We start from the raw sequence: 24,911 nt of genomic DNA, 5'->3' as shown, positions 1-24,911 counted from the left end.
TATTAATGCTACATATTTATATGTTCTCCTACAGAAGCTTACGTCATTCTTGGCAAAATTTATACCTTTCATCGAAATCTACCATATTTTTAAAAGCTTTGTATAAAAGCTCATTTTTTTGCCCATTATAAAAATAGGAAGTTCATAAAAAGAAAGGGAGTTGAATCTATGAAAGTAAGACAAGATGCTTGGACGGATGAGGATGATTTATTACTTGCTGAAACTGTACTTCGTCACGTTCGAGAAGGAAGTACTCAATTAAATGCATTTGAAGAAGTGGGTGATCAATTAAATCGTACATCGGCTGCCTGTGGTTTCCGTTGGAATGCTGTTGTTCGCTATAGTTATGAACAAGCTCTTCAACTAGCAAAAAAACATCGTAAAGATAAAATGCGCGCTGCAAGCGGTGAACAAGCGAAAAAACGTTTACTTTATACACCACCAGCTTCAGATTCGATAACTGATTACGAAGAATTCGTACAAGAAGAATCAATTGTACAATATAAAGAAGTTATTCCATATCAAGAATCTACTGTTCCTGCTGCAAAAAGCTCTATGACCATGCAAGATGTTATTTATTTTTTACAAACAGTCGGATCTTCAAATATAAAAATAACAGCTCTTGAAAACGAGAATACGAGATTGAAGCAAGAAATTAAAGCGCAAATCTTGCGAAATGAAGAACTAGAAAAGAAACTAGAAAAATTAGAACAACAATCTCATACTGTACAAGAGGATTACGAAACACTTATGAATATTATGAACCGTGCTCGTAAATTAGCAGTAATGGATGATGAGGAACGCTCACAAACATCTTTCCGAATGGATCGAAATGGTAATTTAGAAAAGATTGCAGAATAAAAAGGATGCATGCAATGCATCCTTTTTTATTATTTCACTTCCACCATATGCACTTCTTCTACGTTAGAACCTTTCTTTATATCTGGGAAAATCTTTTCCTTTGGATTCTCTTTAAAAGCTGCTAATCCAATCGTTTTTACCGGTTCATTTATCTTTGTATATTCGGCATCACTAACAACTGCATACATATCCGCATATTTACGAGCATCACCGATTACTATATTACCCTCATACTTCATTTTCTTTCCATCAATTACTACATCATTTTGTGTATCTTTAGCAAACACTATTCCCACTTCACCTGAAACAGACGGCAATACTTTAATAGGTTCTACATCTTCTTTCACTACTTTTTTCAGCATGTTTTCTTTTACCATCTTTTCAGCTGTTGTTTTATTCATAATTAAAACCTTTTTCTCATTAACAGTTCCTAATTTTGCTTCAAATGTATTTTGGGATTCAATTTTATCTTTATATTGATCCATTGTTTTTTGAACGCCTGCTTCATCTCCGTACATAACAACTCCTGTTGCTTGTGGTGCGATTATATCCATAATAGAACAACCGCTAAATACAGCAGCGGACATAATTGCTACGATTCCTAATTTAACTTTTTTCATTTGTATTCCTCCTAAAAGCATAATTGCATCTCTTAGTTTAACTATTGCAGCTCGTTTAACCAATTCACTTTCCTTACAACAATATTACAATTTAGTAAGATTTCTTCCTAAAACTACTTTCTACATTTTTTGCTATAATAGAGATTGTCATTTTAAAGATAAGGGGTTAGTTATATGAGCAATTCCCGTTCCATTTTATCTCAGCCAGAGTGGCGTATTGTAGATCAGTCTAGTTTGGGACCAACATTCCATGCATTGCAGTCATTCGCAATGGATGACACACTGTGCATAAGCATTGGAAATGGTCAATCAGCTGCAACAATGCGTTCTTGGGTTCATCACAATACAATTGTTCTTGGCATTCAAGATTCACGCCTACCACACTTGGAAGAAGGTATTTCCTTTTTACAAGAAAACAACTTCAATGTTATCGTTCGTAATTCCGGTGGACTTGCAGTCGTACTTGATGAAGGTGTTTTAAACGTATCACTTTTATTCCAAGAGACCGAAAAAGGTATCGATATTGATCTTGGATACGATACAATGTGGCATTTAATTAAGGAAATGTTAAACGATTACGATGTTACAATCGAGGCAAAAGAAATTGTTGGTTCTTACTGTCCTGGTAGCTATGACTTAAGTATTCGCAATCAAAAATTTGCTGGCATTTCACAGCGACGTATTCGCGGTGGTGTCGCTGTCCAAATTTATCTCTGCGCTACAGGAAGTGGCTCTGAGCGTGCCGCACTCGTTCGTGATTTCTACAACCTAGCCATTCAAGGAGAAGAAACACGCTTTACGTATCCTGAAATTGTACCGAGTACGATGGCTTCACTTTCAGAATTACTTGGCGAAACCATTACAGTACAAGATTTAATGATGCGCCTTTTAAAAACATTGCAGCAATTCGCTCCAAAGTTAACACCATCTCAATTAACAATAGATGAAATACCTTTATATGAGACGAATTTACAACGTATTATTGATCGTAACAATAAAGCACTTGGCTTAGAAAAATAAAGACCGTCGCTATAATAGCGACGGTCTTTATTTCAATTCATTATAGAATTAAAGTGCTTGAGCTGCTGTAATTAAAGCTAACTTGTACACTTCTTCTTCGTTACATCCGCGAGATAGATCATTTACAGGCATATTTAAACCTTGTAAGATTGGTCCTACTGCTTCGAAGTTACCTAAACGTTGAGCGATTTTGTAGCCAATATTACCAGCTTCTAAGCTTGGGAATACGAATACGTTAGCATCACCTTTAATTGTAGAACCTGGAGCTTTTTTCTCAGCTACAGACGGTACGAATGCAGCATCGAATTGGAATTCTCCATCTAAAGTTAATTCAGGAGCCATTTCTTTCGCAATGCGAGTTGCTTCTACAACTTTTTCTGTTTCTGGAGATTTCGCAGAACCTTTTGTAGAGAAGCTTAACATAGCAACGCGTGGATCAATACCGAATAGTTCAGCAGTTTTCGCACTCTCGATACCAATTTCAGCTAAATCTTGGCTGTTTGGTGCAATGTTAATTGCGCAATCAGCGAATACATATTTCTCTTCTTCACGTACCATGATGAATACGCCAGAAGTTTTTGTAACGCCTGGTTTTGTTTTGATAATTTGAAGTGCTGGACGAACTGTATCAGCTGTAGAGTGAGCTGCACCACTTACTAAGCCGTGTGCTTTACCCATGTATACAAGCATTGTACCGAAGTAGTTTTCGTCTTTAAGGATTTTACGAGCGTCTTCTTCAGTTGCTTTACCTTTACGGCGTTCAACGAAAGATGCTACCATTGCATCCATTTCTTCGTATGTAGCTGGGTCATAAATATCAACGCCTGCTAATGTTAAATTCATGCTAGCAGCTTTTGCGCTAATTTCTTCTTTATTACCAACTAAAATTGGTTGTACTAACTCTTCTTTTGCTAAACGCTCTGCAGCGCCTAAAATTCTTTCATCAGTTCCTTCAGGAAGTACGATAGAAATGCCTTTTCCTTGAACTTTTTCTTTTACTGTTGTAAATAAGTTGCTCACGAATAAACCCTCCTATATATGTTAAAAAACTCTATCTTTAAGAATACTGCTTTTCCTCTATATTTTAAACTTATAGCTCCCAAAAAATAGATAAAATGAAAATGATTATATTTTCATAAAATTCAGCCTAGAAATAAATCCCCTTTAAGCCTTATCTTCTCCTATTTTCAAGTAAATTTAAATGTGACAATTTTATGCGCTAAGGCTTTATATAGATGATTTTAAAACTATATATGCTATAGTTAACGTGTAAAACTATCATTAACTGAGGTGAATAGAATGAGTGAAGCAACAACAACGTTAGATGGCTGGTATTGTTTACATGATTTACGTTCTATTGATTGGGCTGCATGGAAAACATTATCTAGCGACGAACGCGGACAAGCTGTGTCTGAATTTTTAAATGTCGTTGAAAAATGGAATGAAGTAGCTACCGGGAAAAAAGGTAGTCATGCAATGTATACAGTTGTTGGCCAAAAAGCTGATATTATGCTTATGATTTTACGTCCAACAATGGAAGAGTTGAATGAAATTGAGACAGAATTGAATAAAACAACATTAGCTGAATATATGGTTCCTGCATACTCTTACGTATCTGTTGTTGAACTAAGCAACTACCTTCCAGCTGATGAAGATCCATATCAAAACCCACAAATCTTAGCTCGCTTATATCCAGAACTACCAAAAGCAAATCACATTTGCTTCTACCCAATGGACAAGCGTCGCCAAGGTGATGACAACTGGTACATGCTTCCTATGGAAGAACGCAAAAAAATGATGTACAGTCATAGTAAAATCGGTCGCCAGTACGCAGGTAAAGTACGCCAAGTTATTTCAGGATCAGTTGGATTCGACGATTTTGAGTGGGGCGTAACATTATTCGCTGACGATGTTCTTCAATTTAAAAAACTTATATATGAAATGCGCTTCGATGAAGTAAGTGCTCGTTATGGTGAATTCGGAACATTTTTCGTTGGAAACATTTTACCAGACGAAAAGGTAGAGAAATTTTTACACATATAAAGTGAAACTTTAATGAGTGGGGGGTTTTGTTCATCCCCACTCATTATCATCCCTCACCAATCGGGCTTTTACGAGCAGTTGATCGCCCACCTAACTTCTTTGCTTTCGCTTAATTTTGAGGTGGGGATCTTACTGCCCGGCAAATAACGGGGCAAATCGTGAAAAAGGAACGAAATTCGTTCCTTTTTTTATTACCCTCTATATTTCTCTTCAAAAAACTTCTTTTCTCCGCAAATTTGAACAAAAATCGACAAATTCCTTTCAAATTCCTTACAAAATTGTAACCTTTCTATATCCAAATTTATGCTAAAATGGTACGAGCTACATGCTAATAACGATGCGAAGGTGATAATCTATATGAAGAAAATCTTGTCTATTTTACTAGTGCTTTTATTGTCAATTTATTCCTTAGGAGTAACAACATCCCATGCGGAAGAAAAAATACACATTGAGGCAGCTGCTGCACTTCTATTTGATGCAGATACAGGAAAAATACTGCATGAACAAAATCCAGATGAATTACTAGCTATCGCTAGTATGTCAAAACTAATTGTTGTTTATGCTGTATTAGAAGCAATTAAAGAAGGAAAAATCACTTGGGATACAAAGGTAAACATTTCTGATTACGCTTATGAAGTTTCACGTAATAATGAATTCTCTAACGTTCCGTTTGAAAAGGGACGTCAATATACTGTAAGAGAGTTATATCATTCTATCGTTATCTTCTCTGCAAACGGATCTAGTATTGCCTTAGCAGAACTTCTTGCAGGAAGTGAGAAAAACTTCTTAAATCTTGCAAATGAACATGCAAAAAAACTAGGGTTAAAGAAATATAAATTTGTAAACGCTACTGGGTTAAATAACGCTGACTTAAAGGGAAAACACCCTGAGGGAACGGATCCGAATGGAGAAAATTCCATGTCAGCTCGCGATATGGGTATGCTTTCAAAAGCAATGATTACAAAGTATCCAGAAATGCTAGAGGATACAAAACAAAGATTTAGAAACTTCCCAGATAATCATCCGAAACCAATTCGTATGGAAAACTGGAACTGGATGTTACCAGGTGCTGCTTTTTCTTATGAAGGAACAGATGGTTTAAAAACTGGTAGTTCTGATACGGCTGGATACGGATTCACCATTACAGCAAAACGTGGTGACTTACGCCTTATTTCAGTAATTATTAAAACAAAATCAATGGACGAGCGTTTCACTGAATCTCGTGCATTAATTGAATATGGATTTAATAACTTTGAAAAACAAAAATTAAAAGTAGATAAAAACAACACAATCTCTGTAGTAAAAGGTAAAGAAGATCAAGTAACTATTGCACCTGAAAAAGAAATAACAGTAATTGCGAAAAAAGGTAGCAAAGATCCTTATAAAATTGGGACTGAAGTAGATAAATCCCTTGCTGAAGATGGACATTTAGTCGCTCCTGTTAAAAAGGATGCAAAGGTAGGTTCCATCGTTCTAGAACCAACTGATAAATATGGATTTTTAGATGGAAATAAAAACATGAAAGTTACTGCAAAAACGACAGAAGAAGTTGAAAAGGCAAATTGGTTCGTATTAACAATGCGCTCTATCGGAGATTTCTTCTCAAACTTATGGTCTAAAGTATTTTAATGATGGAAAGCTAGCTCACGCTAGCTTTTTTTATTTTCCTCTCTCCATGTAAAACTTCGTTTGGTTGTCATATCTGAGTCCTTTTTCTCATACGTATGAACTAGTAATCGTTACACACTTCATCTAGAAATAAACCTCTTTCCACAAGGTATTCCAAAAAGAGAGGTGACACATAATGGGTGTTATTGCTTATAACGAAGAAGATGTAAAGTTATTAGCTAGACTGATGCGTGCTGAAGCCGAAGGAGAAGGACAACAAGGAATGTTAATGGTCGGAAACGTAGGAGTAAATCGTGTCCGCGGAAATTGTTTAGATTTTAAAAAAATACGTAATTTACGTCAAATGGTTTATCAAAATCCTGGCGGTTTTGAAGCAACGCAAAAAGGGTATTTTTATCAGCGTGCAAGAGAACAAGATATCGCATTAGCAAGGCGAACGATTCAAGGACAACGTTTTTGGCCCGCCAACTTTTCCTTATGGTTTTTTAGACCGGAAGGCCCTTGTCCACCAACTTGGTATAATCAACAAAACTCTGGTCGCTTCAAAAAGCACTGCTTCTTCCAGCCATCTGGCGAGGATTGTCCTGGCGTATATTAAGGATTGATAATGAGGAGGGATTTTTGGATGGCACAGCAACAAAACCCGTATTACGGAACAGGTTTCTATCAACCATCTGGAACTTATGTACAACCGCAACAAATGACCCAACAACAACAGCAACAACAGCAAGCGATGCAACAACAAGCTGCGCAAGCTCAATATGCCGTTTCTCAAGGCATGTTACCATTAGAACAGTCGTATATTGAAAATATTCTTCGCTTGAACAAAGGCAAGCAAGCCACCGTTGTAATGACTTATGAGCGTGGTAGTTCACTCGGTACACAATCTTATACAGGTATTATTGAGGCAGCTGGCCGTGACCATATCGTAATTAGTGAGCCCCAATCTGGGAAACGCTATTTACTATTAATGATTTACTTAGATTATGTAGAATTCCCAGAAGAAATTACGTATTTACCTAGTCAACAAGCAACTTATGCTCCAAGACCATAAAAAAAAGCTGGCATATGCCAGCTTTTGTTTTTTATAACCCTTTTACAACTGCAGTTCCGACTAAGATCCATGCCACGATAAACGCTACACCACCAAGAGGTGTAATTGGGCCAAAGAACTTAATACCTGTCGTACTTAATGCATACAAACTACCTGAAAACATAATAATCCCAGCTACCATAAGCCAGCCAGCAGTAGTTAAAAGTGATGATTGAATTTTATCCATTAATAAAGCAACTACGAATAGTCCACCTGCATGAAACATTTGATATGTAACGCCTGTTTTCCAAACTTCTAACATTTTTGCAGAAACTTTATTTTCTAAACCGTGTGCTCCAAAAGCCCCTAGCGCAACAGATAGCCCTGCCGCAATACAACCTAGTAAAAAGAAAATTTTCATCTTAATTCCCCTTTTTTTACCTTTATCATAAGCAATTTTTTCATATAAGCCAAACGATTTATCTTCTAAAAATCAAATAAAGAATTACCGTTTGCGCCTTCTTCTTTTATATAAACAGGTTCTCCAGAAACCGGCATAACTGGTTGAACTGTCGTCATAGGCTGAGATCCAATTACTTGTGATGGAATCTCAGGTTCTCTATACATAGAAGGCTCAGCTTGTTCATCTAATAATAAATCACATAACGCTCGCACAACTAATAAATGCGCTTTTGATTGTTGCCCTTCACTGCTTTTTGCCTTTGCAATTTCATTCGCCATTTTATTTAAAATCTTATCGCTCGATATTTGCATTCCTTGTCACCTCTTACTTTGTAGTTCTTTCTCAAATTGTCCTAGCTTCTCTACTGAACCAAACACTATTATCATATCATGTTCTTGTAGTTTTTCCTGCCCCGTTGGATTATGTATAACATTCCCATTTCTCAAAATCGCTAAAATTGTTACATCAAATTGATTTCTCACATCACTCTCGAGTAATGATTTACTAGCTAAAATAGAGCCCTTTCCTACTGCAATCTCTTCAATTACAAATGACTGCTCCACGCCATACAGTACTGTATCAATATAATGAACTGTTAGCGGATTCGCAATACCTTTTGCAATATGAATTCCTGCCATGCTAGATGGATTAATCACCTTATTCGCCCCAGCCCGCTTTAATTTGTCTTCAGTTTCTGGTTTTTCTGCTCTTGCCACAATTTTAATTGCATCGTTTAATCCTCTAGCCGTTAATGTAATAAATACATTTTCAGCATCATTTGCTACGATGGCAACTAAACCAGCTGCCTTTGAAATTCCAGCATGATGTAACACTTGGTCTTCCGTTGCATCTCCGTGTATATACAAAAGTTTTTCCTTCTCTAATATGCTTTCATCTTTATCCACAACGACAAATGGAATTTTCTTTTCTTGCAATTCATGTACAACTTGAAGCCCTACTCTACCACAACCACATACGATAATATGATTTTGTAACTGCGCTATTTGTTTATCCATCTTCTTCCTCCGCACTGCATGAAATAAATTCCCTTCAATAATCATAGCTGCCACTACACCAATTGCATACGTAACGATACCGACCCCGACCGGTATGATAAGAAGCGCAAAAACTTTTCCTGCCTGTGTTACAGGAACGGCATCTCCGTATCCAACAGTTAATACAGTAATCATCGTCATCCAAAATGCTTGAAACAAACTAATCTCTTCAATCGTCATAAATCCTACCGTTCCTAGAATTACAACAAAGGTCATACATATAACTGCTATCCATAATTGCTTACGTGCATTCATATCGTGTTTCAACTCTTTTCTCTATCTACAATCTTTGCCAGCGGAAATGAAATACATATATACTAGATACGGAATCTATGAAAGAGGTTGATATAATGAAAACATTTCTTTCCGCCTTACAATGGGCGCTATTTATTTTAGCTGGAAGCCTTATCGTACCAATTAGCGTCGCAACTAGTTATGGTCTCGATGGCGCTGAAGCTATTGCATTTGTACAAAGAACATTATTTGTTCTTGGCTTTGCTGGCCTACTGCAAGCTATATTTGGGCATAAACTTCCTATTCAAGAAGGTCCTGCTGGACTTTGGTGGGGGATTTTCTCCCTTTATGCAAGTTTAGGTGTCGTATTATTTGGATCCAGCAATGAAACGCTTAAAGTCCTTCAGTATGCTTTCCTATTAAGTGGTATCATTTGTATTATTCTTAGCATTTTTGGAATCATCGATAAACTAGTTCGCTATTTTACACCGACAGTCATTGGAACATATTTATTTCTTCTTGTCGCGCAACTTAGCGGGTCCTTCTTAAAGGGAATGTTCGGCCTTGACGGACAACATACAGAAGTACAAGCTGACGTATTTATTCTTTCACTCATTGTTATTTTACTATCCTTTTTCATCATGAAGCTACCTATTATTGGACAATATTCCGTTCTTTTCAGTATCGTCTGCGGCTGGATATTATTCGCATGCTTCGGATTATCAAATCCAGTAACGCCTGTGACAGATATAATCCGTTTTCCGTCTCTATTTGTTTTCGGAATGCCTCGTATTGAATGGAACATGGCAATTACAGTCGTTTTCGTTACACTATTACTTCTAACAAATATGTTAGCAAGTATTCGCGTTGTGCAAAGGATTGTCTCTAAGTATGAAAAGAATGCAGCACCAGATCGTTTTAAACAAGCCGGCATTATAACAGGAATCAATCAATTGCTAGGAGGCCTTTTTTCAGCTATTGGACCTGTCGCGATTTCTGGATCAGCAGGATTTATTGCAACGACTAATATTTATAAACGACTCCCATTTATTTTAGGTTCAAGCTTTATTATTTTCGTTAGTATATTCCCAAAGATTACTTCATTCTTTGCGGCGATACCTGTCGCAGTCGGATATGCTGCCATTTATCCTGTATTTGCAAGCATGATTGGTCTTGCCTTTCGCGAATACGAAACAGTACAAGATAAAGAACGATTATTTAAAGTGGCGGGTCTTTCGATCTTTACAGGAGTCGGGGTTATGTTTGTTCCAGCAGAAGCATTTTCTACGCTCCCACCATTTTTAGCATCGTTTTTAAGTAACGGTCTCGTTCTTGGATCTGTAATGGCAATTTTGCTCGAAATACTATTTTCTCGTTCAACAGAAAAACAACCATCGTAAATTGGAAAACTTCCATTATTGCACTCTACCTTTAGAGTTGTTACGATAATGATAAAGTGCAAGCTAATCAGGCGTTAGCGGTATAAATTATCGTGGGCAACACGCTCATGGTAATTTATACTAACAATATAGGACTTTTCCTAACTTCACATAAAGAAGTTCGATGTCTTACTATATATTCCCCAATATCTTCATAAAACTTTATTTCTATTTCAACAAAGAGAGGAATTTTCAATATGACTTATAAAATGATTGTTTTAGATTTAGATGATACTTTATTACGTGACGACCATACTATTTCACCCCGTACGAAAGAGGCTCTAATGACTGCACAAGAGCAAGGTGTAAAAGTTGTACTTGCTTCTGGGCGTCCAACGTTTGGTATGCGCAATGTTGCGAAAGAACTTCGTTTAGAAGAATACGGCAGTTTCATTCTATCTTTTAATGGCGCAAAAATTATTAACTGTAAAACAAACGAAGAAATCTTTAGTAGTACGCTATCTCCTGAAATCGTTCACAACCTATTTGAAATTAGTAAAACTGAAGATGTATGGATTCATACTTATATGGGCGATGATATCGTAACGGAAGAAAATAATCCTTATACTGAAATTGAGGGCGATATTACTGGTATGCCAATTGTTGTAGTAGATGACTTTAAAGCTGCTGTTAAAGAGCCTGTAGTAAAAGTATTAATGAATAAAGAAGCTGAACGCCTTGTTGTAGTAGAAAAGAAACTACAACAACAACTAGAAGGTCAATTAAGCGTGATGCGTTCGAAACCATTCTTCTTAGAATTTACTGAAGCCGGTGTTACAAAAGGAACGAGCTTAAACAAACTGATCCAAAATCTTGGCATTAAGCGTGAAGAAGTTATCGCAATGGGCGATAGCTATAACGACCAAGCAATGATTGAATTTGCTGGTCTTGGCGTTGCAATGGGCAATGCACCAGATGATATTAAGGAAATTGCCAACTACGTAACAGATACAAATATGAACGATGGCGTTGCAAAAGTCGTAGAGAAATTTGTACTAAAAAACGAAGTACTTGTTTAATATTTTCATTCACAAAACCTATTTGAAGTCAAACACTTCAAATAGGTTTTTATTTAAATTACCACGCTTTTGTGACTATATTTTGAACTTTGCACTATTCTCGTAGTGTAAACTTTCTTTTTGTATATAATGAAACAAAATAGACTATTTTATTTTGAAAAAGAATACAAATTTACTATATACAAGCATACATTAAAGGAGGCTACTTCATGTTATCTACACCAATCGGACGATTAAGAGCAATTGGACTTGTTGAGGGGATTTCTTTCCTACTACTATTATTTGTAGCAATGCCATTAAAATATTTTGCAGGATTTGCTACAGCCGTTAAAATTACAGGCATGGCTCATGGTGTTTTATTTATTCTATTCATCTTTGCGGTAATTCAAGTAACAATCGTACACCGTAAATCAATTTTATGGGCACTTGGAGCATTCGTTTCATCAATTATCCCATTCGGTACGTTTGTACTAGATGCAAAATTAAAGAACGAACAACAATAATAACAAAAAGGTAGTTAACGACTGTTAACTACCTTTTCTATTTATAGATTTGGAATTTCCCAATCAATTTCTCTCTCGCCCATATTAGCTAAAATCGTATTTACTTTAGAATATGGTTTACTACCAAAGAAACCACGTCTTGCTGATAGTGGACTTGGATGTACAGATTCGATAATATGGTGCTTCTTATTCGTAATTAACTTTTTCTTCGCCTGTGCATGGCGTCCCCACAATATGAAAATAACCGGCTTTTCACGTTCATTTAATAGCTCAATTACGCGATCTGTGAAATGCTCCCATCCTTTCCCTTTATGAGAATTTGCTTCACCTTGTCGAACTGTTAGTACAGTATTTAATAATAAAACTCCTTGCTCTGCCCACTTTACTAAATAACCGTTATTCGGGATTTCATAACCATATTCATCCCGAAGTTCTTTATACATATTTAGCAATGACGGCGGCGTTTTAATACCAGGTTGTACTGAAAAGCTTAAACCATGCGCTTGATCCGGTCCGTGATATGGGTCTTGTCCTAAAATAACGACCTTTGCATTTTCATAACTTGTATATTCTAGAGCATTAAAAATATCTTCTACTTTCGGATAAACAACATGTGTGCTGTACTCTTCTTTCAAAAAATCAGCTAGTTTGCGATAGTATTCTTTCTCAAATTCCAGTGCCAATAATGGCCCCCAATCATTTTTTAAAACATTTTTCATGCTTTCACTTCCCGTCCAATTAATTCACCATATCCTGCTTTGTAAATACTACAAACGAAATAATAAGGGACACAACGGCCCATACAGTTAAATTCATTAAAGAAAACCCCATCGATAACCCTTGTAATGCAGGTAATTTTCCTGATAGATAATCTGTTAATGATAAATTCACACTAAAAATATATTTCGCACCTTCCCAAGATGTTGCGAATGAGCTTAAAATACCACCTGCAATTAGTGCGGCTAACATAACGCCCATACCAGCTGGTGTATTTCGAATTAAAACGGAAACCATAAATGATATAGTTCCGACAACGATAGCAACAAACCAAGCTAATCCATACGCCATCAAAATATATTGCCACTGCGGAATAAGATGTACAAAATTCGTATTTAACGTTTCCTTATCAATAACAAACCCAGTTAAAACGGGTAAATTCCATCCTGAGTATCCAAATACAAGCCCTGATAATACGTAAGCAAACAAACCGACAAGGAGCAGTATGAGTGAAATGAAAAATAACATCGTCAAGTACTTACTAAGGAGTATTTTCCAGCGCCGAATCGGCCGCGTAAGTAACATCTTCATCGTTCCATCACTTCGTTCTCCTGAAACAATATCAATAGCTACAATCATTACAAGAAGCGGAATAAACAATGTAATTCCTTGCTCAATAAACGCCCTTACAAAAGTGGGTGCGCCCGGTGCCATCGGGTTAATATCATGATCTAAATAATATTGTTGCTGCTCCACTCTTACCTTTAGCCAATCACGCCATTCTTCTGGTAGTCTAGAATTGTTCAAGCGGTTTTGAGAATCAACAATTTGTTGTTGCAGCGAAACTTTCCAATCCGTTGTACCTAGCCTTTTTTGTGTCGTTTCTACTTCACGATACTGCGCATACACAAAAAGTGGGATCAAGATTGCTAAAATAAGCATGACAACAAAAATACGTTTCTTACGATAAATTTTCTCCGATTCATTTAAAACTAGATTCGCAAATTCACGCATGCTGCTCACCCCTTGTGAGTTCAATAAATAAATCTTCTAGCGTAAATACAAGCTCCTTAACGCTATGCACATCTATCCCATTTTCTACAAAGTTTTTATTCCAACTACTTATAGATGCAATATCCATGCGGCATAGTAATCGATTATCTTCTATACTCACTTCTCTTACTTCCTTAGCATCTTCTAGCATATCTTTCGCTTTAGAAATCGGTGTAACAATCCATTCTACACGATCACTTGCTGTTTTAATTAAATCCTCAATCTTGGCAACTGTTATCATTTTTCCTTTATGAATAATCGCAACCCGATCGCATATCATTTGTACTTCACTTAGCAAGTGACTTGAAATAAACACACTCATATTTTCTTCTTTCACAAGCTTATGTATAAATTCCCTAAGTTCTCTAATTCCAGCTGGGTCTAAACCATTTGTCGGCTCATCTAATATGAGCAATTTTGGATTTCCAAGAAGCGCTTGCGCAATGCCGAGGCGCTGTTTCATACCAAGTGAGTACGTTTTTACCTTATCGTGAATTCTTTCATCTAAATGAACCATTTGAGCAATTTCAATAATACGTTCATCTGATATATCACCTAGCATACGGGCAAATTGCTTTAAATTTTCCCATCCAGTTAAATATGTATACAGTTCTGGGTTTTCAACGATACTCCCTATTTGACGCATCGCTTCTCTGAAATTTTCCTTAATTGAATAACCACCGATAGAAATCGTACCTTCTGTTTCTTTAATCAATCCAACTAACATTCGAATTGTAGTTGTTTTTCCGGCACCATTCGGCCCTAGGAAGCCAAACACTTCCCCTTGTTTTACATCGAAGGAAATATTCTCTACAATTGTCTTCTTTCCAATTACCTTCTTCACGTCTCGTACGGAAAGTATCGTCGTCATTTTACCCCTCCTTGTTCTAGTTTTAATTTACTCACAACATTTTGAACTAATCGGTCTGCCATATATGTATACCCTACTTCATTCGGATGAAAATGATCGGAGTATAATAATTCTTTCCCACGATTTTGGAATAAATCAAATGTCGGTGTAATATACACATTTTTATCATTTAGCGCTAATTTTTCTAAAGATGCATTCCAGTCTACAACGATGTTTGAAGAACCTTTTAAATCTTCTACATCTTCAAAAGGATTGTATAAACCAAGCCAAAAAATAGGGCTACCTGTATTTAACTTACGAATTTCTTCTATTATTTTCTTCGCTTCATTTTGGAACGTCGCCGTATCAGGACGGTATGTTTCTAAATCTATCTTTCCAAGCGATTCCCAACCTGGAAATAAATCATTTCCTCCAATTGTTAAAACGATTACATCTGCTTGCTTAATTGAATATTGAGCGCCACTACTCTCAATTTGTTTTAATAGATCGGGCATTTTTGCACCACTAACAGCTAAGTTTGTTAATGCAACCTTTTGCTTATAATCTTTTTGTAAATCCTCTTTCATACGCCCAATATAGCCAATTCCTTCTTTATCACCAACACCACGTGTTAATGAATCACCTAAACTAACGATTTGTAACGTTCCCGTTTTCTTTTTCTCTTTTGCCACTACATCGGTCTTTTTAATTAAATTTGAAGCTTTCGGATTTAACACATCATTTACACCTGAAACAAAGCCATATGCAAATAAACAGAAAGATGCAATTGTAATGAGTAGAATTACTTTTACTACTTTTGATCTCATATCAAAACCCCTTTTAGCCCTCATAGATTGTCCATAATTATACCAAACGCAATTTTGAAAAGCGATTTTCACACCTTATCTATTATGTTGTTTCCCTATGTACTAGTTCTGGCAATAACTCTACGTGCTTTACATCTATTTTCTCATCATTAATCTTTTCATATAATAATTCAAATGCCTTCACGCCAACATTTTTACTAGAATACGAAATCGTCGTAATGCCTAAAATATCTGCGACATCTTGATCATCACAACCGATAATCGTAATATCTTCTGGAATACGAATTCCTTGTTTTTTTGCTTCCGTTACCATTCCCGCTGCAATATGGTTGCAAGATACAAGAAACGCAGTTGGTTTCACTGACATACAGACCCATTCCCTGATTACATTACGTCCATCTTCCACTGTAAAACAGCCCTTAAACTTCCAGGCCTCTATCGGTGTTACAGCAATCTGTTGAAGCGAATCCTCATACGCTTGTTTTCTTCTCTGACTATTAATGCTATTACTTCTTCCAATGCAATACCCAATACTTGTATGGCCGGCATCTATTAAGCTCTTCATGCCGCGCGAAAAGACTTTATAGTAATCAATATGCACACTCGAAATGAAATTCGAGTCTATTTCTTCACACATAACAATTGGACCAAATTTCGTATATTCTTCAAGCTTTTCCTTACTATTTGCTCGGGAACATATAATAACCCCATCAAGCTTTTTCATTTTTAACATATTCAAAATTTCTAATTCTCTTTCCTCACTATAATTCGTCTGACAAAGCATCATATTATAGTTATTCTTTGCTGTTTCCTTTGATATTCCCTCGATAATAGCGCTATAATATTGATCATTTACGTGCGGTAATAAAACACCAATGACATTCGTTTTTCCTTTCACTAAATGAATTGCATTCACATTTTGCGTATAATTTAATTCTTCTATAATTGTTAAAATTTCTTTTCGTTTCTGTTCATTCACATATGGATGATTATTCAATACACGTGAAACAGTTGAAACAGATACTCCAGCAAGTTCAGCAATCTTCCTTATATTCGTCATCTCATTTTCCCCTTCTCGAAAAAATTCTCCCTTGACCTGGTAAGCTTTCCACAATATATCCTTTCCTAGCAAATACATTTTGAAAGGATATACAACTATGCTTCGATTCAAATTAGAATATATATTTTTCATTGGCGGTCTACTCATTCTCGCCATCGGTATTAATATGATGACGACAATTACTTCTTTTGGACTTAGCCCTTATGATTCCTTCTTTATTGCACTATATCAAAATTTCGGGGTAAGTATCGGTTTTTGGATTTTCATGATTAATTTTGCTTTTACCCTTATCGTTCTCTTTTGGAATAAAAAACAAATAACAATTGGTACAATCGTAACGATGGTTCTTATTTCTCTTTTTGTTGATTGGATTGGTTCCATTACAACTATTATGGACACTATCCGTTCTCTTCCAAAATATATAACACTTATTTGCGGAAATCTATTCGTTGGAGCTGGGATTGGTCTTTACGTCTCTACAAACCTTTGCGCAGCACCTCAAGAAGCTTTCGTTTTAACCGTTGCTGAGAAAAAGAAATGGACATTTAGAAGAACAGAAATTTCATTAGCGTTTTTATTTTTAACATTAAGTTTTTTATTAGATGGACCTATCTATTTTGGAACAATCATCTTATCCTTTACAACAGGCTGGATTATCCAAGCATTTATTCAAATTGGTACGCAGATTTTAAATAGAAAAGAGCCTGTTAAGCAAGCTGCTTAACAGGCTCTTTCTGTTTTATGATAAGGGATACTACTTAGCATCCCCTTCAATTCGATAGTTTGCTTTCAAACAATCTATTTCTTCATACCCTTGCAACGTATGTAGAATATAATCATAATCAGCAAGAGACGCACGATGCGTCACGATTACAATTTCAGCCTTCCCTTTCTCTTCAAGCGGCATTTGAATAATCTTTTCAAAGCTAACGCCACGCTCAGAGAATAATGAAGTAATTTTTGCAAATACACCAATTTCATCTTTTACATGAAGTCTTAAAAATTTCTTCACAACAATTTCGTCTGGCTCTTTTAATACTTTTTTATACTGCGGGGATACCGCACTATTTCCGTTTACACCTAATCGAATATTTTGCATTACAGCTACTAAATCTGAAACAACAGCTGTTGCTGTCGGTAAACTTCCTGCACCTGGCCCATAAAACATCGTTTCTCCGACCGCTTCACCATACACATATACAGCGTTATATTCGTTTTGCACAGCCGCAAGAGGATGTGTATTTGGAAGTAGTGTCGGTTCAACTGTCACCTCTAATTTTTCACCATCTCGCTTCGCAAGACCGATTAATTTAATCGTGTATCCTAAACTCTTACTGTATTCAATATCTTCTTCTGTAATAGAAGTAATCCCTTTTACCTTTACATCTCCAAGCTCTACATTTGTAGAAAAACCAAGGGTAGCCAAAATCGTCATTTTTCTCGCTGCATCTAAACCTTCCACATCTGATGTTGGATCTGCTTCTGCAAATCCAAGTTGTTGGGCTTCTTTTAACACTTCGTTATATGCTCTCCCTTCATCTGACATTTTCGTCAAAATAAAATTTGTCGTTCCATTTACAATTCCCATTACTTTCGTAATAAGATCTGAAGAAAGTCCTTCTACGATACTTCGTAAAATCGGAATCCCTCCGGCTACACTCGCTTCATAAAACAAATCTGCTTTATTATCTTTTGCTACCGCTAACAGTTCCGCCCCATGTAACGCCATTAAATCTTTATTGGCAGTCACAACATGCTTCCCACTTTGTAAGGCTTGCAAAATATATGCTTTTGCATCATCAATGCCACCCATCACTTCGATGACAACGTCAATATTTGGATTATCTAAAATTTCATTTGCATCTTGTGTTAATAGAGTAGAAGGTACCTCTACTTCTCTCTCTTTTTCAATATTTTGTACTAGTACTTTCGTTACTTTTACAGGACAACCTACTTGGTGGATAAGTCGCTCTTGATGATCTGTAATGATACGAACTACACCGCTACCAACTGTCCCAAGACCTAATAAACCAATTTGAATTTCTTTCATAATCCTGTCCACCCCTCAAAAATTGTGTTTAGATGAAATTATATGAGTAAAAAATCTGAAAAACAATGTTTTTTGAACATTCGGAAAAATATAAGTTAATCTTTACAAAGAAAACGTTGCCACGTGTTACACAATCTTTTTTTATAATACATAAGGGGTTTCTTGATACACGTAATAATTCAGCCAATTAGAGAATAATAGATTCCCATGGCTTCTCCACCTTACAAGTGGTTTCTCATTTGGATTATTATGCTTAAAATAATTTTTCGGCACATCAATATTTAACCCTTTTTGGCGGTCCCGTTCGTATTCTTGCTTTAACGTATCACAACTATATTCACTATGCCCGAGCGCAAACACTTGCCTTCCTTCTTGCCCAATGACAAGGTGAACACCCGCTTCCTCAGAATTTGCTAATAATGTTAAGTCTGTCACCTCTCTAATATCACTCTCTCGTACTTCTGTATGACGAGAATGCGGGGCAAAAAACAATTCATCAAACCCTTGTAACAATTTCACATGTTGCTCACAGACTTCATGTTCAAATACACCGAACATTTTTTCCTTAAGAGGATGCTTTGGAACACCATAATGATGATACAAGCCAGCCTGTGCCCCCCAGCAAATATGAAGCGTAGATGTTACATTCTTTTTTGAATACTCCATAATACGTTTAAGCTCTTCCCAATAATCTACCTCTTCAAAAGAAAGAGTTTCAACTGGTGCTCCTGTAATAATAAGTCCATCAAATTTCTCATTCTCAATATCACGAAATGTTTTATAGAAACTCGTTAAATGGTCCTGCGCTACATTGCGAGACAAATGTGATTCCATATGAAGTAAGTGAACATCTAATTGCAACGGTGTGTTGCCAATTAAACGAAGTAATTGCGCTTCTGTTTCTTGCTTTGTAGGCATTAAATTTAAGATAGCAATTTTCAATGCCCGGATATCTTGTGTTTCTGCTCGCTCCTTCGTCATTACAAAAATATTTTCCTTCTGCAACACTTTGCGAGCTGGTAAATCTTTATCAATTATGATCGGCATGTTCTTTGCCTCCGACTAGCGCTGCTTCTAAATCTGCAATAATATCAGAAACATCTTCTATACCAACCGATAAACGAATTAAATCTGATGTAACGCCAGCTAGACGCTGATCTTCAGCACTTAATTGTCTATGCGTTGTGCTAGCAGGATGTATAACGCAAGTTCGTGCATCCGCTACATGCGTTACGAGAGTTGCTAGTTTTACATTTGCGATAAATTCTTTCGCTGCTTCTAATCCGCCCTTAATGCCGAATGTTAAAACACCACTAGCACCTTTTTTCAAATACGTTTGTGCTAACGAGTAATTTTCATTGCTATCTAATCCAGGATAATTCACCCATTCAATACGTTCATGGTTAGCGAGCCACTTAGCAACTGCGAGAGCATTTTCACTATGACGCTCCATTCTTAAATGCAGCGTTTCTAAGCCGATATTGCTAATATACGCATTGAATGGGCTCATACAGTTTCCGTAGTCTCTTAATAATTGAACACGCGCCTTCACAATATAAGCTGCTGCACCAAAATTTTGAACGTAACTTACGCCGTGATAACTTGGATCCGGTTCAACAAGTTCAGGATATTTCCCATTTGTCCAATCGAAGTTCCCTCCGTCAATGACAATGCCGCCTAAAGAGCTTGCATGACCATCAATATATTTCGTCGTAGAATGAACGATAATATTTGCTCCGTGCTCAAATGCTTGGCATAAATAAGGAGTTGCTAATGTATTATCCACGATAAAAGGTACTTCTAACTCTTTCGCTGCATCTGAAAATTCTTTGAAATTTAAAACGTTCATCGCTGGATTTCCTAACGACTCTGCATAAACAAGTTTCGTCTTATCATTAGCAAGGGCCACAATTTCATCAGCACTTAAATTCGGATTAAAGAACGTAACGTCAATACCAAGCTTACGCAAACTCACTCCAAATAAATTAAACGTTCCGCCATAAACTGTGGAAGAACAAAGCAAGTGGTCTCCGCTACTACAAATATTTAAAACAGCAAGCATAATAGCAGCCTGCCCAGAAGCCGTTGCAACAGCTCCTACACCACCCTCTAAATCCGCTAACTTTTGCTCAAATGCAGCTAAAGTAGGATTTCCAATACGCGTATATATATATCCTTCTGCCTCTAAATTAAATAGCGCTGCTAAATCATCTGAAGTATCGTATTTATACGTTGTACTTTGATAAAGTGGCAAAACACGCGGTTCACCATTCTTTGGTGTATAGCCACCTTGCACACAAATTGTTCCTTTTCCCCATGATTCTCCCATCTCTCATTCTCCTTTCTTTTATACAAAATAAAAAAACTGCTCCTTTCCTGAAAACAAGAAAGGAGCAGTTTGAAAACACGCTCTAAAGGCTCTTTCTTATCTTTCAGGATTATTACCTGCAGGATTTGGCACAATTCCGTTATACGGCTGTTGCCAAGGTTTCATCGGGCCTGTCCCTCCACCTTTTCTTGATAAGACTATGCAATTACCGTTGATTTTATAGCAATAATTTCCTAATGTCAATCAGTTTTTCTGAATGTTCTAAATTAAATACAAAAAAATTCAACATGCATAACAAAAGAAATATATTCCATATTCATTTGAAAAAGACCTTTTAAAACCCACGATTACTATATAAAATTAAGTACGTAGTTTAACTGTATACATTTCAAATTCTCACGAGACCTCAATATATTGAATAAGCCCACCTCTCAAAAAGATACTATACATATTCCTTTCACAGTAGCATATTTAATCCTTTCGACATTGAAACTTACATAACGGAGGTATAACATGACAAACACAAAGGACATGCACTATATACTCGTCCTATACGGCATTCTTTTAGGCTCTATAGTGGGAGCTACAGTCTGGCTATTTTTAGTTACAATAAATATCGGAATTCACTTTATTTGGGGATACTTACCTACTATTTTCTCTTCTCCCCCGTATTACACTATTTGTGTAACAACTATCGGTGGTATTCTCGTTGGTTTAACCCAAAAATACTTCGGCACATATCCACGTCTTATGCCGGAAGTGATGAGTGAATATAAAAAAACAGGTAGAATTGAATACCGTTTTGTACATAAAGCTACTTTAACTGCAATTATCGTTTTAATATTTGGAGCTAGCTTAGGTCCCGAAGCAGCACTTGTTGGAATTATCGGTGGACTTTGTACATGGGTAGGGGATCGCTTTACATTCGCATTAAAAGGAATGAATGAACTAACAGAGGTTGGAATTGGTGCTACTTTAAGTGTAATTTTTAACGCGCCATTATTCGGTTATTTAGCTCCAAATGAAAATGAGGGTGAGCAAATTAACGAATTTTCTAAAGGAAAAAAAGCAATTGTATATTTAGCTACTACTTTCGCTGGCTTTTCCATTTATTTATTACTTAGTAAATTCGATAATCGCGGATCCTTTATCGTTGATTTTGGGGAAGGTTCCCTTTCTCTTAATGAATGGATTGCCTTTCTACCACTTGCTAGTATTGGTGCTATAGTTGGTTTCTTTTATTTCAAATTTGAATTCACATTAGAGAAATTAATCCATCCCTTCAGGGAATACAAACTATCACTTGGAATTATCGGTGGTATTTTATTAGGAATTACAGGAACTGTTCTCCCGTACACGTTATTCTCAGGAGAACACCAATTAAAAGATTTAGTCGTTGAATGGAGTCATTTATCCTTCTGGGTACTACTTCTTTCAGGTGTTTTAAAATTATGTATTACTGCCGTTTGTTTAAATACAGGTTGGCGCGGTGGACATATTTTCCCAATTATATTTGCTGGATCTAGTATCGGATATGCTATAGCTTCCATTATCCCGATAGATCCAATCGCTTCGGTAGCCATCGTCACGACAGCAATTTCAAGCTATGCATTAAGAAAACCAATTGCTATCACATTACTATTACTCATGTTTTTCCCGCTCAATTTACTATTACCGATGCTTGGAGCGGCAGCGATTGGTAATGCATTTCCACTTCCTAAAAACAACGAAGCTACAAACGAATAAAAATAGGCAGTAGGGACAAAAGTTCCACTGCCTATTTTTATTACACACGTTGCTTCAATAATGCATATAACTCTTCAAAATTTTGCACTTCATATGTTGGCACAATCTCGCTATGATTTGATTTCATTTCTGGATTAAACCAACAAGTATCAATTCCTGCTACATATCCGCCTTTCATATCAGCACTTAACGAATCTCCAATAATAAGCCCTTCTTCAGGAGCAAAATTAGGAATTCGTTCAAAAACATAATCAAAGTACTCTTTCATCGGCTTTTGGAATCCTGTATCTTCAGAAACGAAAATATCTTGAAACAAGGCATGTAATCCTGCATTACGTAAACGTTTATCTTGCGTCTGAGAAATACCGTTTGTCACTATATATAAATCGTACTCACTTTGAATTTGACTTATGAATTCAAATGCACCTTGCATGAGCTGATTTCCTTCTTCTAAGTAACTACGATAATTATTTTCGAATAATATCCCATCTACCTCTTCCCCGTATTCTTTAAACAAAATCGAAAATCGTGTATTTAAGACTTCATCACGATTTATTTCCCCTTCTTCAAAAGCCTCCCAAAGGTGTTTATTAATTTTTTTATACTGCGCTTCAACCTCTCTAGTTAGAGGGATCTCGTTCTCTTCGAACAGCATACGTAACGCCATTTTCTCCGCTTTTTGAAAATCTAACAATGTATCATCTACATCAAATAACAATGTTTTATATTTTTTCATAATCCCTTCACACTCTCTTTTCTACAAAATAAATTTACGTAAATCGTATCATTCCTTCTTGTAAACATAATAGGAGATATCTCATACTAAACATGAGGTGAAAACATGAAAGTTAGCAAAAATAGCAAGGAAATCTCTCATTACGTGCAAACTTCCAACTTCCATACTCTTTTTTCTTTTGATGTCTTATCATATGCTGAACTACATTCTTTTCAAAAGAAAGAAAGGATATGTAATGAAGGCGTTGATGTTCCTTATCTTTATTACTTAATTTCCGGAAAAGCAAAAATATATATGAGCCACAAAAATGGGAGGGTCTCCTTAATTAACTTTATTCAAGCCCCTTCGTTCATTGGGGAATTAGGCTTAATCGGCGTTGAATCCGTTACGAAAACGGTGGAAGTACTTGAAGATTGTATGTGCTTGGCGCTCCCCCTTAAAAATTGTCAGCATCTTTTATTGCAAGATGCTACCTTTCTACAGAAACTATGCAAATTTATCGGTGAAAAAACAATTACCCGAACAGAAAGTTACGCCAAAAACAATAGTTATCCGTTCGAAAATCGATTAGCGGCGTTTATTCTATTAACAGGACAAAATAACAGTTATACAGAAAAACATACCGAAGCTTCGGAATACCTAAATGTCAGCTACCGCCATCTTTTATATGTATTAAACCAGTTTTGCCAGCAAAATTACTTAAAAAAAGACGGAAGAACCTATTACATACTAGATCGAATTCAATTAGAAAAACTGGCTGACGAACTTAAAATATAAAAAAAGTAGCATTAACGTTTACCTGTTAATGCTACTTTTTTTCGAGTGACGATTCTATTTTCAATTAAAATTTGCTTGCTACTTTAGCTGCTTCTTCAAGACCAGCTGTAATGATCTCTTCTGCTTTATCTGGGAATTGGTTATGTCCTTCAATAACTACTGTTTCCATATTTGTTGCACCGAAGAAGCCCATCATGCTTGCTACATATTTAACAGCCATTTCTACTTCAGCTGCTGGACCTTCAGAATATACGCCGCCGCGCGCGTTTAATAATGCAATCTTCTTATCTCCAATTAGACCAACTGGACCTTCTGGCGTATATTTAAACGTTTTGCCAGCTCGGTTTAAATAATCAATATATGTGTGTAGCACTGCTGGAATCGTTAAGTTCCATAATGGGAAACCGAAAACGACTTTATCAGCTTCTAAAAATTGATTTAAATACTTATCAGCAACTGCTACTGCTTTTGCTTCCTCTTCCGTTAAATCAAACCCTTTACCTGCTTTGAATGTACCATTAATCATATCTACGCCTACATATGGTAATTCTTCTTTATATAAATCAAGTTCTACTACTGTATCATTTGGATGTGCTTCTTTATAGTTTGCTAAAAATGCCTCGTATAATTTCACACTAACTGCTTGTTCCGCTGGGCGGTTGTTTGCTTTTACAAATAAAACTGTTGCCATTGTTTTTCCTCCTAGTACTCACTCTTCTGTTGTTATATGCTTTCAAAAAAGGTATCCCTTGTAATTGTTGTTTTGTTGCTTACAAACATATTTTATCTTTATATCAAGACAATTTCGTCCTCACATAGACGTATTTTTCTATAAAAAAAGTCCACC

The 24,911-nt window shown here is 36.2% G+C and carries 27 protein-coding genes and 1 riboswitch; of the genes, 12 read left to right on the top strand and 15 right to left on the bottom strand.

The features are described 5' to 3' along the window. Nucleotides 1-168: 168 nt before the first annotated feature. The gene (locus MKX31_RS24215) at nt 169-861 is read left to right on the top strand and encodes an RsfA family transcriptional regulator (protein WP_088047722.1); all 693 of its coding nucleotides are present in this window, start codon (nt 169-171) and stop codon (nt 859-861) included. A gap of 29 nt (nt 862-890) precedes the next feature. Here the strand turns inward: MKX31_RS24215 and MKX31_RS24210 are convergent, their stop codons facing one another. Further along, a complete protein-coding gene (locus tag MKX31_RS24210) occupies nt 891-1,481 on the bottom strand; it encodes a lipoprotein BA_5634 family protein (RefSeq protein ID WP_088047721.1) in 591 nt (196 codons plus the stop codon). Nucleotides 1,482-1,655: 174 nt separating this feature from the next. Here MKX31_RS24210 and MKX31_RS24205 point away from each other — a divergent pair, with 174 nt between their 5' ends. Beyond that, nucleotides 1,656-2,501, top strand: coding sequence for a lipoate--protein ligase family protein (locus tag MKX31_RS24205; protein ID WP_088047720.1), 846 nt, complete (start codon nt 1,656-1,658; stop codon nt 2,499-2,501). A 48-nt stretch (nt 2,502-2,549) separates the two neighbouring features. On the opposite strand, the gene pta is transcribed toward MKX31_RS24205, so the two are convergent. Beyond that, the gene (gene pta / locus MKX31_RS24200) at nt 2,550-3,521 is read right to left on the bottom strand and encodes a phosphate acetyltransferase (RefSeq protein WP_000067226.1); all 972 of its coding nucleotides are present in this window, start codon (nt 3,519-3,521) and stop codon (nt 2,550-2,552) included. A 279-nt stretch (nt 3,522-3,800) separates the two neighbouring features. Between pta and hemQ the strand changes: the two genes are divergently transcribed. The 4 genes from hemQ to gerQ all read left to right on the top strand — a co-directional run bounded on the left by hemQ (nt 3,801) and on the right by gerQ (nt 7,227). Further along, nucleotides 3,801-4,544: a hydrogen peroxide-dependent heme synthase gene (gene hemQ / locus MKX31_RS24195; RefSeq protein WP_088047719.1), complete on the top strand. Its 744-nt coding sequence runs from the start codon at nt 3,801-3,803 to the stop codon at nt 4,542-4,544. Between the two features lie 357 nt (nt 4,545-4,901). Beyond that, a complete protein-coding gene (locus MKX31_RS24190) occupies nt 4,902-6,173 on the top strand; it encodes a serine hydrolase (RefSeq protein WP_242289921.1) in 1,272 nt (423 codons plus the stop codon). A gap of 175 nt (nt 6,174-6,348) precedes the next feature. Beyond that, nucleotides 6,349-6,771 (top strand): cell wall hydrolase CwlJ, encoded by a 423-nt coding sequence (gene cwlJ, locus MKX31_RS24185; RefSeq protein ID WP_000538163.1) that lies wholly within the window; start codon nt 6,349-6,351, stop codon nt 6,769-6,771. 27 nt (nt 6,772-6,798) lie between these two features. After that, nucleotides 6,799-7,227 (top strand): spore coat protein GerQ, encoded by a 429-nt coding sequence (gene gerQ, locus MKX31_RS24180; RefSeq protein ID WP_064476065.1) that lies wholly within the window; start codon nt 6,799-6,801, stop codon nt 7,225-7,227. A 31-nt stretch (nt 7,228-7,258) separates the two neighbouring features. Here the strand turns inward: gerQ and MKX31_RS24175 are convergent, their stop codons facing one another. The 3 genes from MKX31_RS24175 to MKX31_RS24165 all read right to left on the bottom strand — a co-directional run bounded on the left by MKX31_RS24175 (nt 7,259) and on the right by MKX31_RS24165 (nt 8,979). Next, nucleotides 7,259-7,627 carry a DUF423 domain-containing protein gene (locus MKX31_RS24175; RefSeq protein ID WP_000688322.1) on the bottom strand — a complete coding sequence of 123 codons (369 nt, stop codon included), beginning with the start codon at nt 7,625-7,627 and terminating at the stop codon, nt 7,259-7,261. Between the two features lie 65 nt (nt 7,628-7,692). Continuing rightward, a complete protein-coding gene (locus MKX31_RS24170) occupies nt 7,693-7,980 on the bottom strand; it encodes a YwdI family protein (RefSeq protein ID WP_001167358.1) in 288 nt (95 codons plus the stop codon). Nucleotides 7,981-7,986: 6 nt separating this feature from the next. Next, nucleotides 7,987-8,979, bottom strand: coding sequence for a potassium channel family protein (locus MKX31_RS24165; protein WP_064476063.1), 993 nt, complete (start codon nt 8,977-8,979; stop codon nt 7,987-7,989). A 95-nt stretch (nt 8,980-9,074) separates the two neighbouring features. Between MKX31_RS24165 and MKX31_RS24160 the strand changes: the two genes are divergently transcribed. From MKX31_RS24160 to MKX31_RS24150, 3 genes are all read left to right on the top strand, one after another. Continuing rightward, nucleotides 9,075-10,358: a purine/pyrimidine permease gene (locus tag MKX31_RS24160; RefSeq protein ID WP_064476062.1), complete on the top strand. Its 1,284-nt coding sequence runs from the start codon at nt 9,075-9,077 to the stop codon at nt 10,356-10,358. 236 nt (nt 10,359-10,594) lie between these two features. After that, nucleotides 10,595-11,416, top strand: coding sequence for a Cof-type HAD-IIB family hydrolase (locus tag MKX31_RS24155; RefSeq protein ID WP_103655220.1), 822 nt, complete (start codon nt 10,595-10,597; stop codon nt 11,414-11,416). Nucleotides 11,417-11,625: 209 nt separating this feature from the next. Continuing rightward, nucleotides 11,626-11,919, top strand: coding sequence for a DUF3817 domain-containing protein (locus tag MKX31_RS24150; protein WP_048542756.1), 294 nt, complete (start codon nt 11,626-11,628; stop codon nt 11,917-11,919). Nucleotides 11,920-11,960: 41 nt separating this feature from the next. Here the strand turns inward: MKX31_RS24150 and MKX31_RS24145 are convergent, their stop codons facing one another. Genes MKX31_RS24145 through MKX31_RS24125 form a run of 5 tightly spaced genes read right to left on the bottom strand, consistent with a single transcriptional unit; the run spans nt 11,961 to nt 16,426 of the window. Continuing rightward, the gene (locus tag MKX31_RS24145; protein WP_064476060.1) at nt 11,961-12,638 is read right to left on the bottom strand and encodes a uracil-DNA glycosylase; all 678 of its coding nucleotides are present in this window, start codon (nt 12,636-12,638) and stop codon (nt 11,961-11,963) included. Nucleotides 12,639-12,657: 19 nt separating this feature from the next. Next, the gene (locus MKX31_RS24140; protein WP_154131287.1) at nt 12,658-13,650 is read right to left on the bottom strand and encodes an ABC transporter permease subunit; all 993 of its coding nucleotides are present in this window, start codon (nt 13,648-13,650) and stop codon (nt 12,658-12,660) included. Next, entirely contained in the window at nt 13,643-14,560 is a 918-nt protein-coding gene (locus tag MKX31_RS24135; protein ID WP_088047717.1) for an ABC transporter ATP-binding protein, read from the bottom strand. Before MKX31_RS24135 ends, MKX31_RS24140 begins: the two co-directional genes overlap by 8 nt. Next, complete coding sequence (locus MKX31_RS24130) at nt 14,557-15,438, bottom strand: SGNH/GDSL hydrolase family protein (protein ID WP_141525220.1); 882 nt, start codon at nt 15,436-15,438, stop codon at nt 14,557-14,559. The genes MKX31_RS24135 and MKX31_RS24130 overlap by 4 nt, the downstream gene beginning before the upstream one ends. A 10-nt stretch (nt 15,439-15,448) precedes the next feature. Next, a complete protein-coding gene (locus MKX31_RS24125) occupies nt 15,449-16,426 on the bottom strand; it encodes a LacI family DNA-binding transcriptional regulator (RefSeq protein ID WP_098111030.1) in 978 nt (325 codons plus the stop codon). A 97-nt stretch (nt 16,427-16,523) separates the two neighbouring features. Between MKX31_RS24125 and MKX31_RS24120 the strand changes: the two genes are divergently transcribed. Continuing rightward, entirely contained in the window at nt 16,524-17,150 is a 627-nt protein-coding gene (locus MKX31_RS24120) for a YczE/YyaS/YitT family protein (protein WP_064476056.1), read from the top strand. A gap of 30 nt (nt 17,151-17,180) precedes the next feature. Here MKX31_RS24120 and MKX31_RS24115 read toward each other — a convergent pair whose 3' ends face one another. The 3 genes from MKX31_RS24115 to MKX31_RS24105 form a co-directional block, all read right to left on the bottom strand. Next, nucleotides 17,181-18,476, bottom strand: a complete 1,296-nt coding sequence (locus MKX31_RS24115) for a homoserine dehydrogenase (protein ID WP_098111028.1) — start codon at nt 18,474-18,476, stop codon at nt 17,181-17,183. Nucleotides 18,477-18,617: 141 nt separating this feature from the next. Further along, a complete protein-coding gene (metA, locus tag MKX31_RS24110; RefSeq protein ID WP_064476054.1) occupies nt 18,618-19,523 on the bottom strand; it encodes a homoserine O-acetyltransferase MetA in 906 nt (301 codons plus the stop codon). Beyond that, entirely contained in the window at nt 19,507-20,805 is a 1,299-nt protein-coding gene (locus MKX31_RS24105) for a bifunctional O-acetylhomoserine aminocarboxypropyltransferase/cysteine synthase (protein WP_000504750.1), read from the bottom strand. Before MKX31_RS24105 ends, metA begins: the two co-directional genes overlap by 17 nt. 93 nt (nt 20,806-20,898) lie before the next feature. Continuing rightward, a riboswitch (SAM riboswitch) is annotated at nt 20,899-21,003 on the bottom strand. Nucleotides 21,004-21,318: 315 nt separating this feature from the next. Between MKX31_RS24105 and MKX31_RS24100 the strand changes: the two genes are divergently transcribed. Continuing rightward, on the top strand, nt 21,319-22,551 hold the full coding sequence (locus MKX31_RS24100) for a chloride channel protein (RefSeq protein WP_064476052.1): 1,233 nt from the start codon (nt 21,319-21,321) through the stop codon (nt 22,549-22,551). Nucleotides 22,552-22,591: 40 nt separating this feature from the next. Here the strand turns inward: MKX31_RS24100 and MKX31_RS24095 are convergent, their stop codons facing one another. Then, complete coding sequence (locus tag MKX31_RS24095) at nt 22,592-23,287, bottom strand: YjjG family noncanonical pyrimidine nucleotidase (protein WP_064476051.1); 696 nt, start codon at nt 23,285-23,287, stop codon at nt 22,592-22,594. Between the two features lie 105 nt (nt 23,288-23,392). Here MKX31_RS24095 and MKX31_RS24090 point away from each other — a divergent pair, with 105 nt between their 5' ends. Next, nucleotides 23,393-24,064 carry a transcriptional regulator YeiL gene (locus MKX31_RS24090; RefSeq protein WP_098111027.1) on the top strand — a complete coding sequence of 224 codons (672 nt, stop codon included), beginning with the start codon at nt 23,393-23,395 and terminating at the stop codon, nt 24,062-24,064. Between the two features lie 64 nt (nt 24,065-24,128). On the opposite strand, the gene MKX31_RS24085 is transcribed toward MKX31_RS24090, so the two are convergent. Further along, nucleotides 24,129-24,755, bottom strand: a complete 627-nt coding sequence (locus MKX31_RS24085; protein WP_000246726.1) for an FMN-dependent NADH-azoreductase — start codon at nt 24,753-24,755, stop codon at nt 24,129-24,131. Between the last annotated feature and the right edge of the window lie 156 nt (nt 24,756-24,911).

Source organism: Bacillus sp. FSL M8-0063, assembly GCF_038005545.1.
Taxonomy (GTDB): Bacteria; Bacillota; Bacilli; order Bacillales; family Bacillaceae_G; genus Bacillus_A; species Bacillus_A wiedmannii.
Note: the sequence above shows the minus strand (reverse complement) of the source record. Positions and strands in the feature narration are given on the sequence as shown.

What these genes read in the sequence shown, in the direction of transcription:
- MKX31_RS24210 (WP_088047721.1), bottom strand. Translation starts at nt 1,481, where the DNA reads ATGAAAAAAGTTAAATTAGGAATCGTAGCAATTATGTCCGCTGCTGTA.
- MKX31_RS24105 (WP_000504750.1), bottom strand. Translation starts at nt 20,805, where the DNA reads ATGGGAGAATCATGGGGAAAAGGAACAATTTGTGTGCAAGGTGGCTAT.
- MKX31_RS24150 (WP_048542756.1), top strand. Translation starts at nt 11,626, where the DNA reads ATGTTATCTACACCAATCGGACGATTAAGAGCAATTGGACTTGTTGAG.
- MKX31_RS24215 (WP_088047722.1), top strand. Translation starts at nt 169, where the DNA reads ATGAAAGTAAGACAAGATGCTTGGACGGATGAGGATGATTTATTACTT.
- cwlJ (WP_000538163.1), top strand. Translation starts at nt 6,349, where the DNA reads ATGGGTGTTATTGCTTATAACGAAGAAGATGTAAAGTTATTAGCTAGA.
- MKX31_RS24145 (WP_064476060.1), bottom strand. Translation starts at nt 12,638, where the DNA reads ATGAAAAATGTTTTAAAAAATGATTGGGGGCCATTATTGGCACTGGAA.
- gerQ (WP_064476065.1), top strand. Translation starts at nt 6,799, where the DNA reads ATGGCACAGCAACAAAACCCGTATTACGGAACAGGTTTCTATCAACCA.
- MKX31_RS24085 (WP_000246726.1), bottom strand. Translation starts at nt 24,755, where the DNA reads ATGGCAACAGTTTTATTTGTAAAAGCAAACAACCGCCCAGCGGAACAA.
- MKX31_RS24205 (WP_088047720.1), top strand. Translation starts at nt 1,656, where the DNA reads ATGAGCAATTCCCGTTCCATTTTATCTCAGCCAGAGTGGCGTATTGTA.
- MKX31_RS24170 (WP_001167358.1), bottom strand. Translation starts at nt 7,980, where the DNA reads ATGCAAATATCGAGCGATAAGATTTTAAATAAAATGGCGAATGAAATT.
- MKX31_RS24095 (WP_064476051.1), bottom strand. Translation starts at nt 23,287, where the DNA reads ATGAAAAAATATAAAACATTGTTATTTGATGTAGATGATACATTGTTA.
- MKX31_RS24135 (WP_088047717.1), bottom strand. Translation starts at nt 14,560, where the DNA reads ATGACGACGATACTTTCCGTACGAGACGTGAAGAAGGTAATTGGAAAG.
- MKX31_RS24165 (WP_064476063.1), bottom strand. Translation starts at nt 8,979, where the DNA reads ATGAATGCACGTAAGCAATTATGGATAGCAGTTATATGTATGACCTTT.
- MKX31_RS24190 (WP_242289921.1), top strand. Translation starts at nt 4,902, where the DNA reads ATGAAGAAAATCTTGTCTATTTTACTAGTGCTTTTATTGTCAATTTAT.
- MKX31_RS24160 (WP_064476062.1), top strand. Translation starts at nt 9,075, where the DNA reads ATGAAAACATTTCTTTCCGCCTTACAATGGGCGCTATTTATTTTAGCT.
- MKX31_RS24100 (WP_064476052.1), top strand. Translation starts at nt 21,319, where the DNA reads ATGACAAACACAAAGGACATGCACTATATACTCGTCCTATACGGCATT.
- MKX31_RS24140 (WP_154131287.1), bottom strand. Translation starts at nt 13,650, where the DNA reads ATGCGTGAATTTGCGAATCTAGTTTTAAATGAATCGGAGAAAATTTAT.
- hemQ (WP_088047719.1), top strand. Translation starts at nt 3,801, where the DNA reads ATGAGTGAAGCAACAACAACGTTAGATGGCTGGTATTGTTTACATGAT.
- metA (WP_064476054.1), bottom strand. Translation starts at nt 19,523, where the DNA reads ATGCCGATCATAATTGATAAAGATTTACCAGCTCGCAAAGTGTTGCAG.
- MKX31_RS24115 (WP_098111028.1), bottom strand. Translation starts at nt 18,476, where the DNA reads ATGAAAGAAATTCAAATTGGTTTATTAGGTCTTGGGACAGTTGGTAGC.
- MKX31_RS24120 (WP_064476056.1), top strand. Translation starts at nt 16,524, where the DNA reads ATGCTTCGATTCAAATTAGAATATATATTTTTCATTGGCGGTCTACTC.
- MKX31_RS24125 (WP_098111030.1), bottom strand. Translation starts at nt 16,426, where the DNA reads ATGACGAATATAAGGAAGATTGCTGAACTTGCTGGAGTATCTGTTTCA.
- MKX31_RS24175 (WP_000688322.1), bottom strand. Translation starts at nt 7,627, where the DNA reads ATGAAAATTTTCTTTTTACTAGGTTGTATTGCGGCAGGGCTATCTGTT.
- MKX31_RS24090 (WP_098111027.1), top strand. Translation starts at nt 23,393, where the DNA reads ATGAAAGTTAGCAAAAATAGCAAGGAAATCTCTCATTACGTGCAAACT.
- MKX31_RS24155 (WP_103655220.1), top strand. Translation starts at nt 10,595, where the DNA reads ATGACTTATAAAATGATTGTTTTAGATTTAGATGATACTTTATTACGT.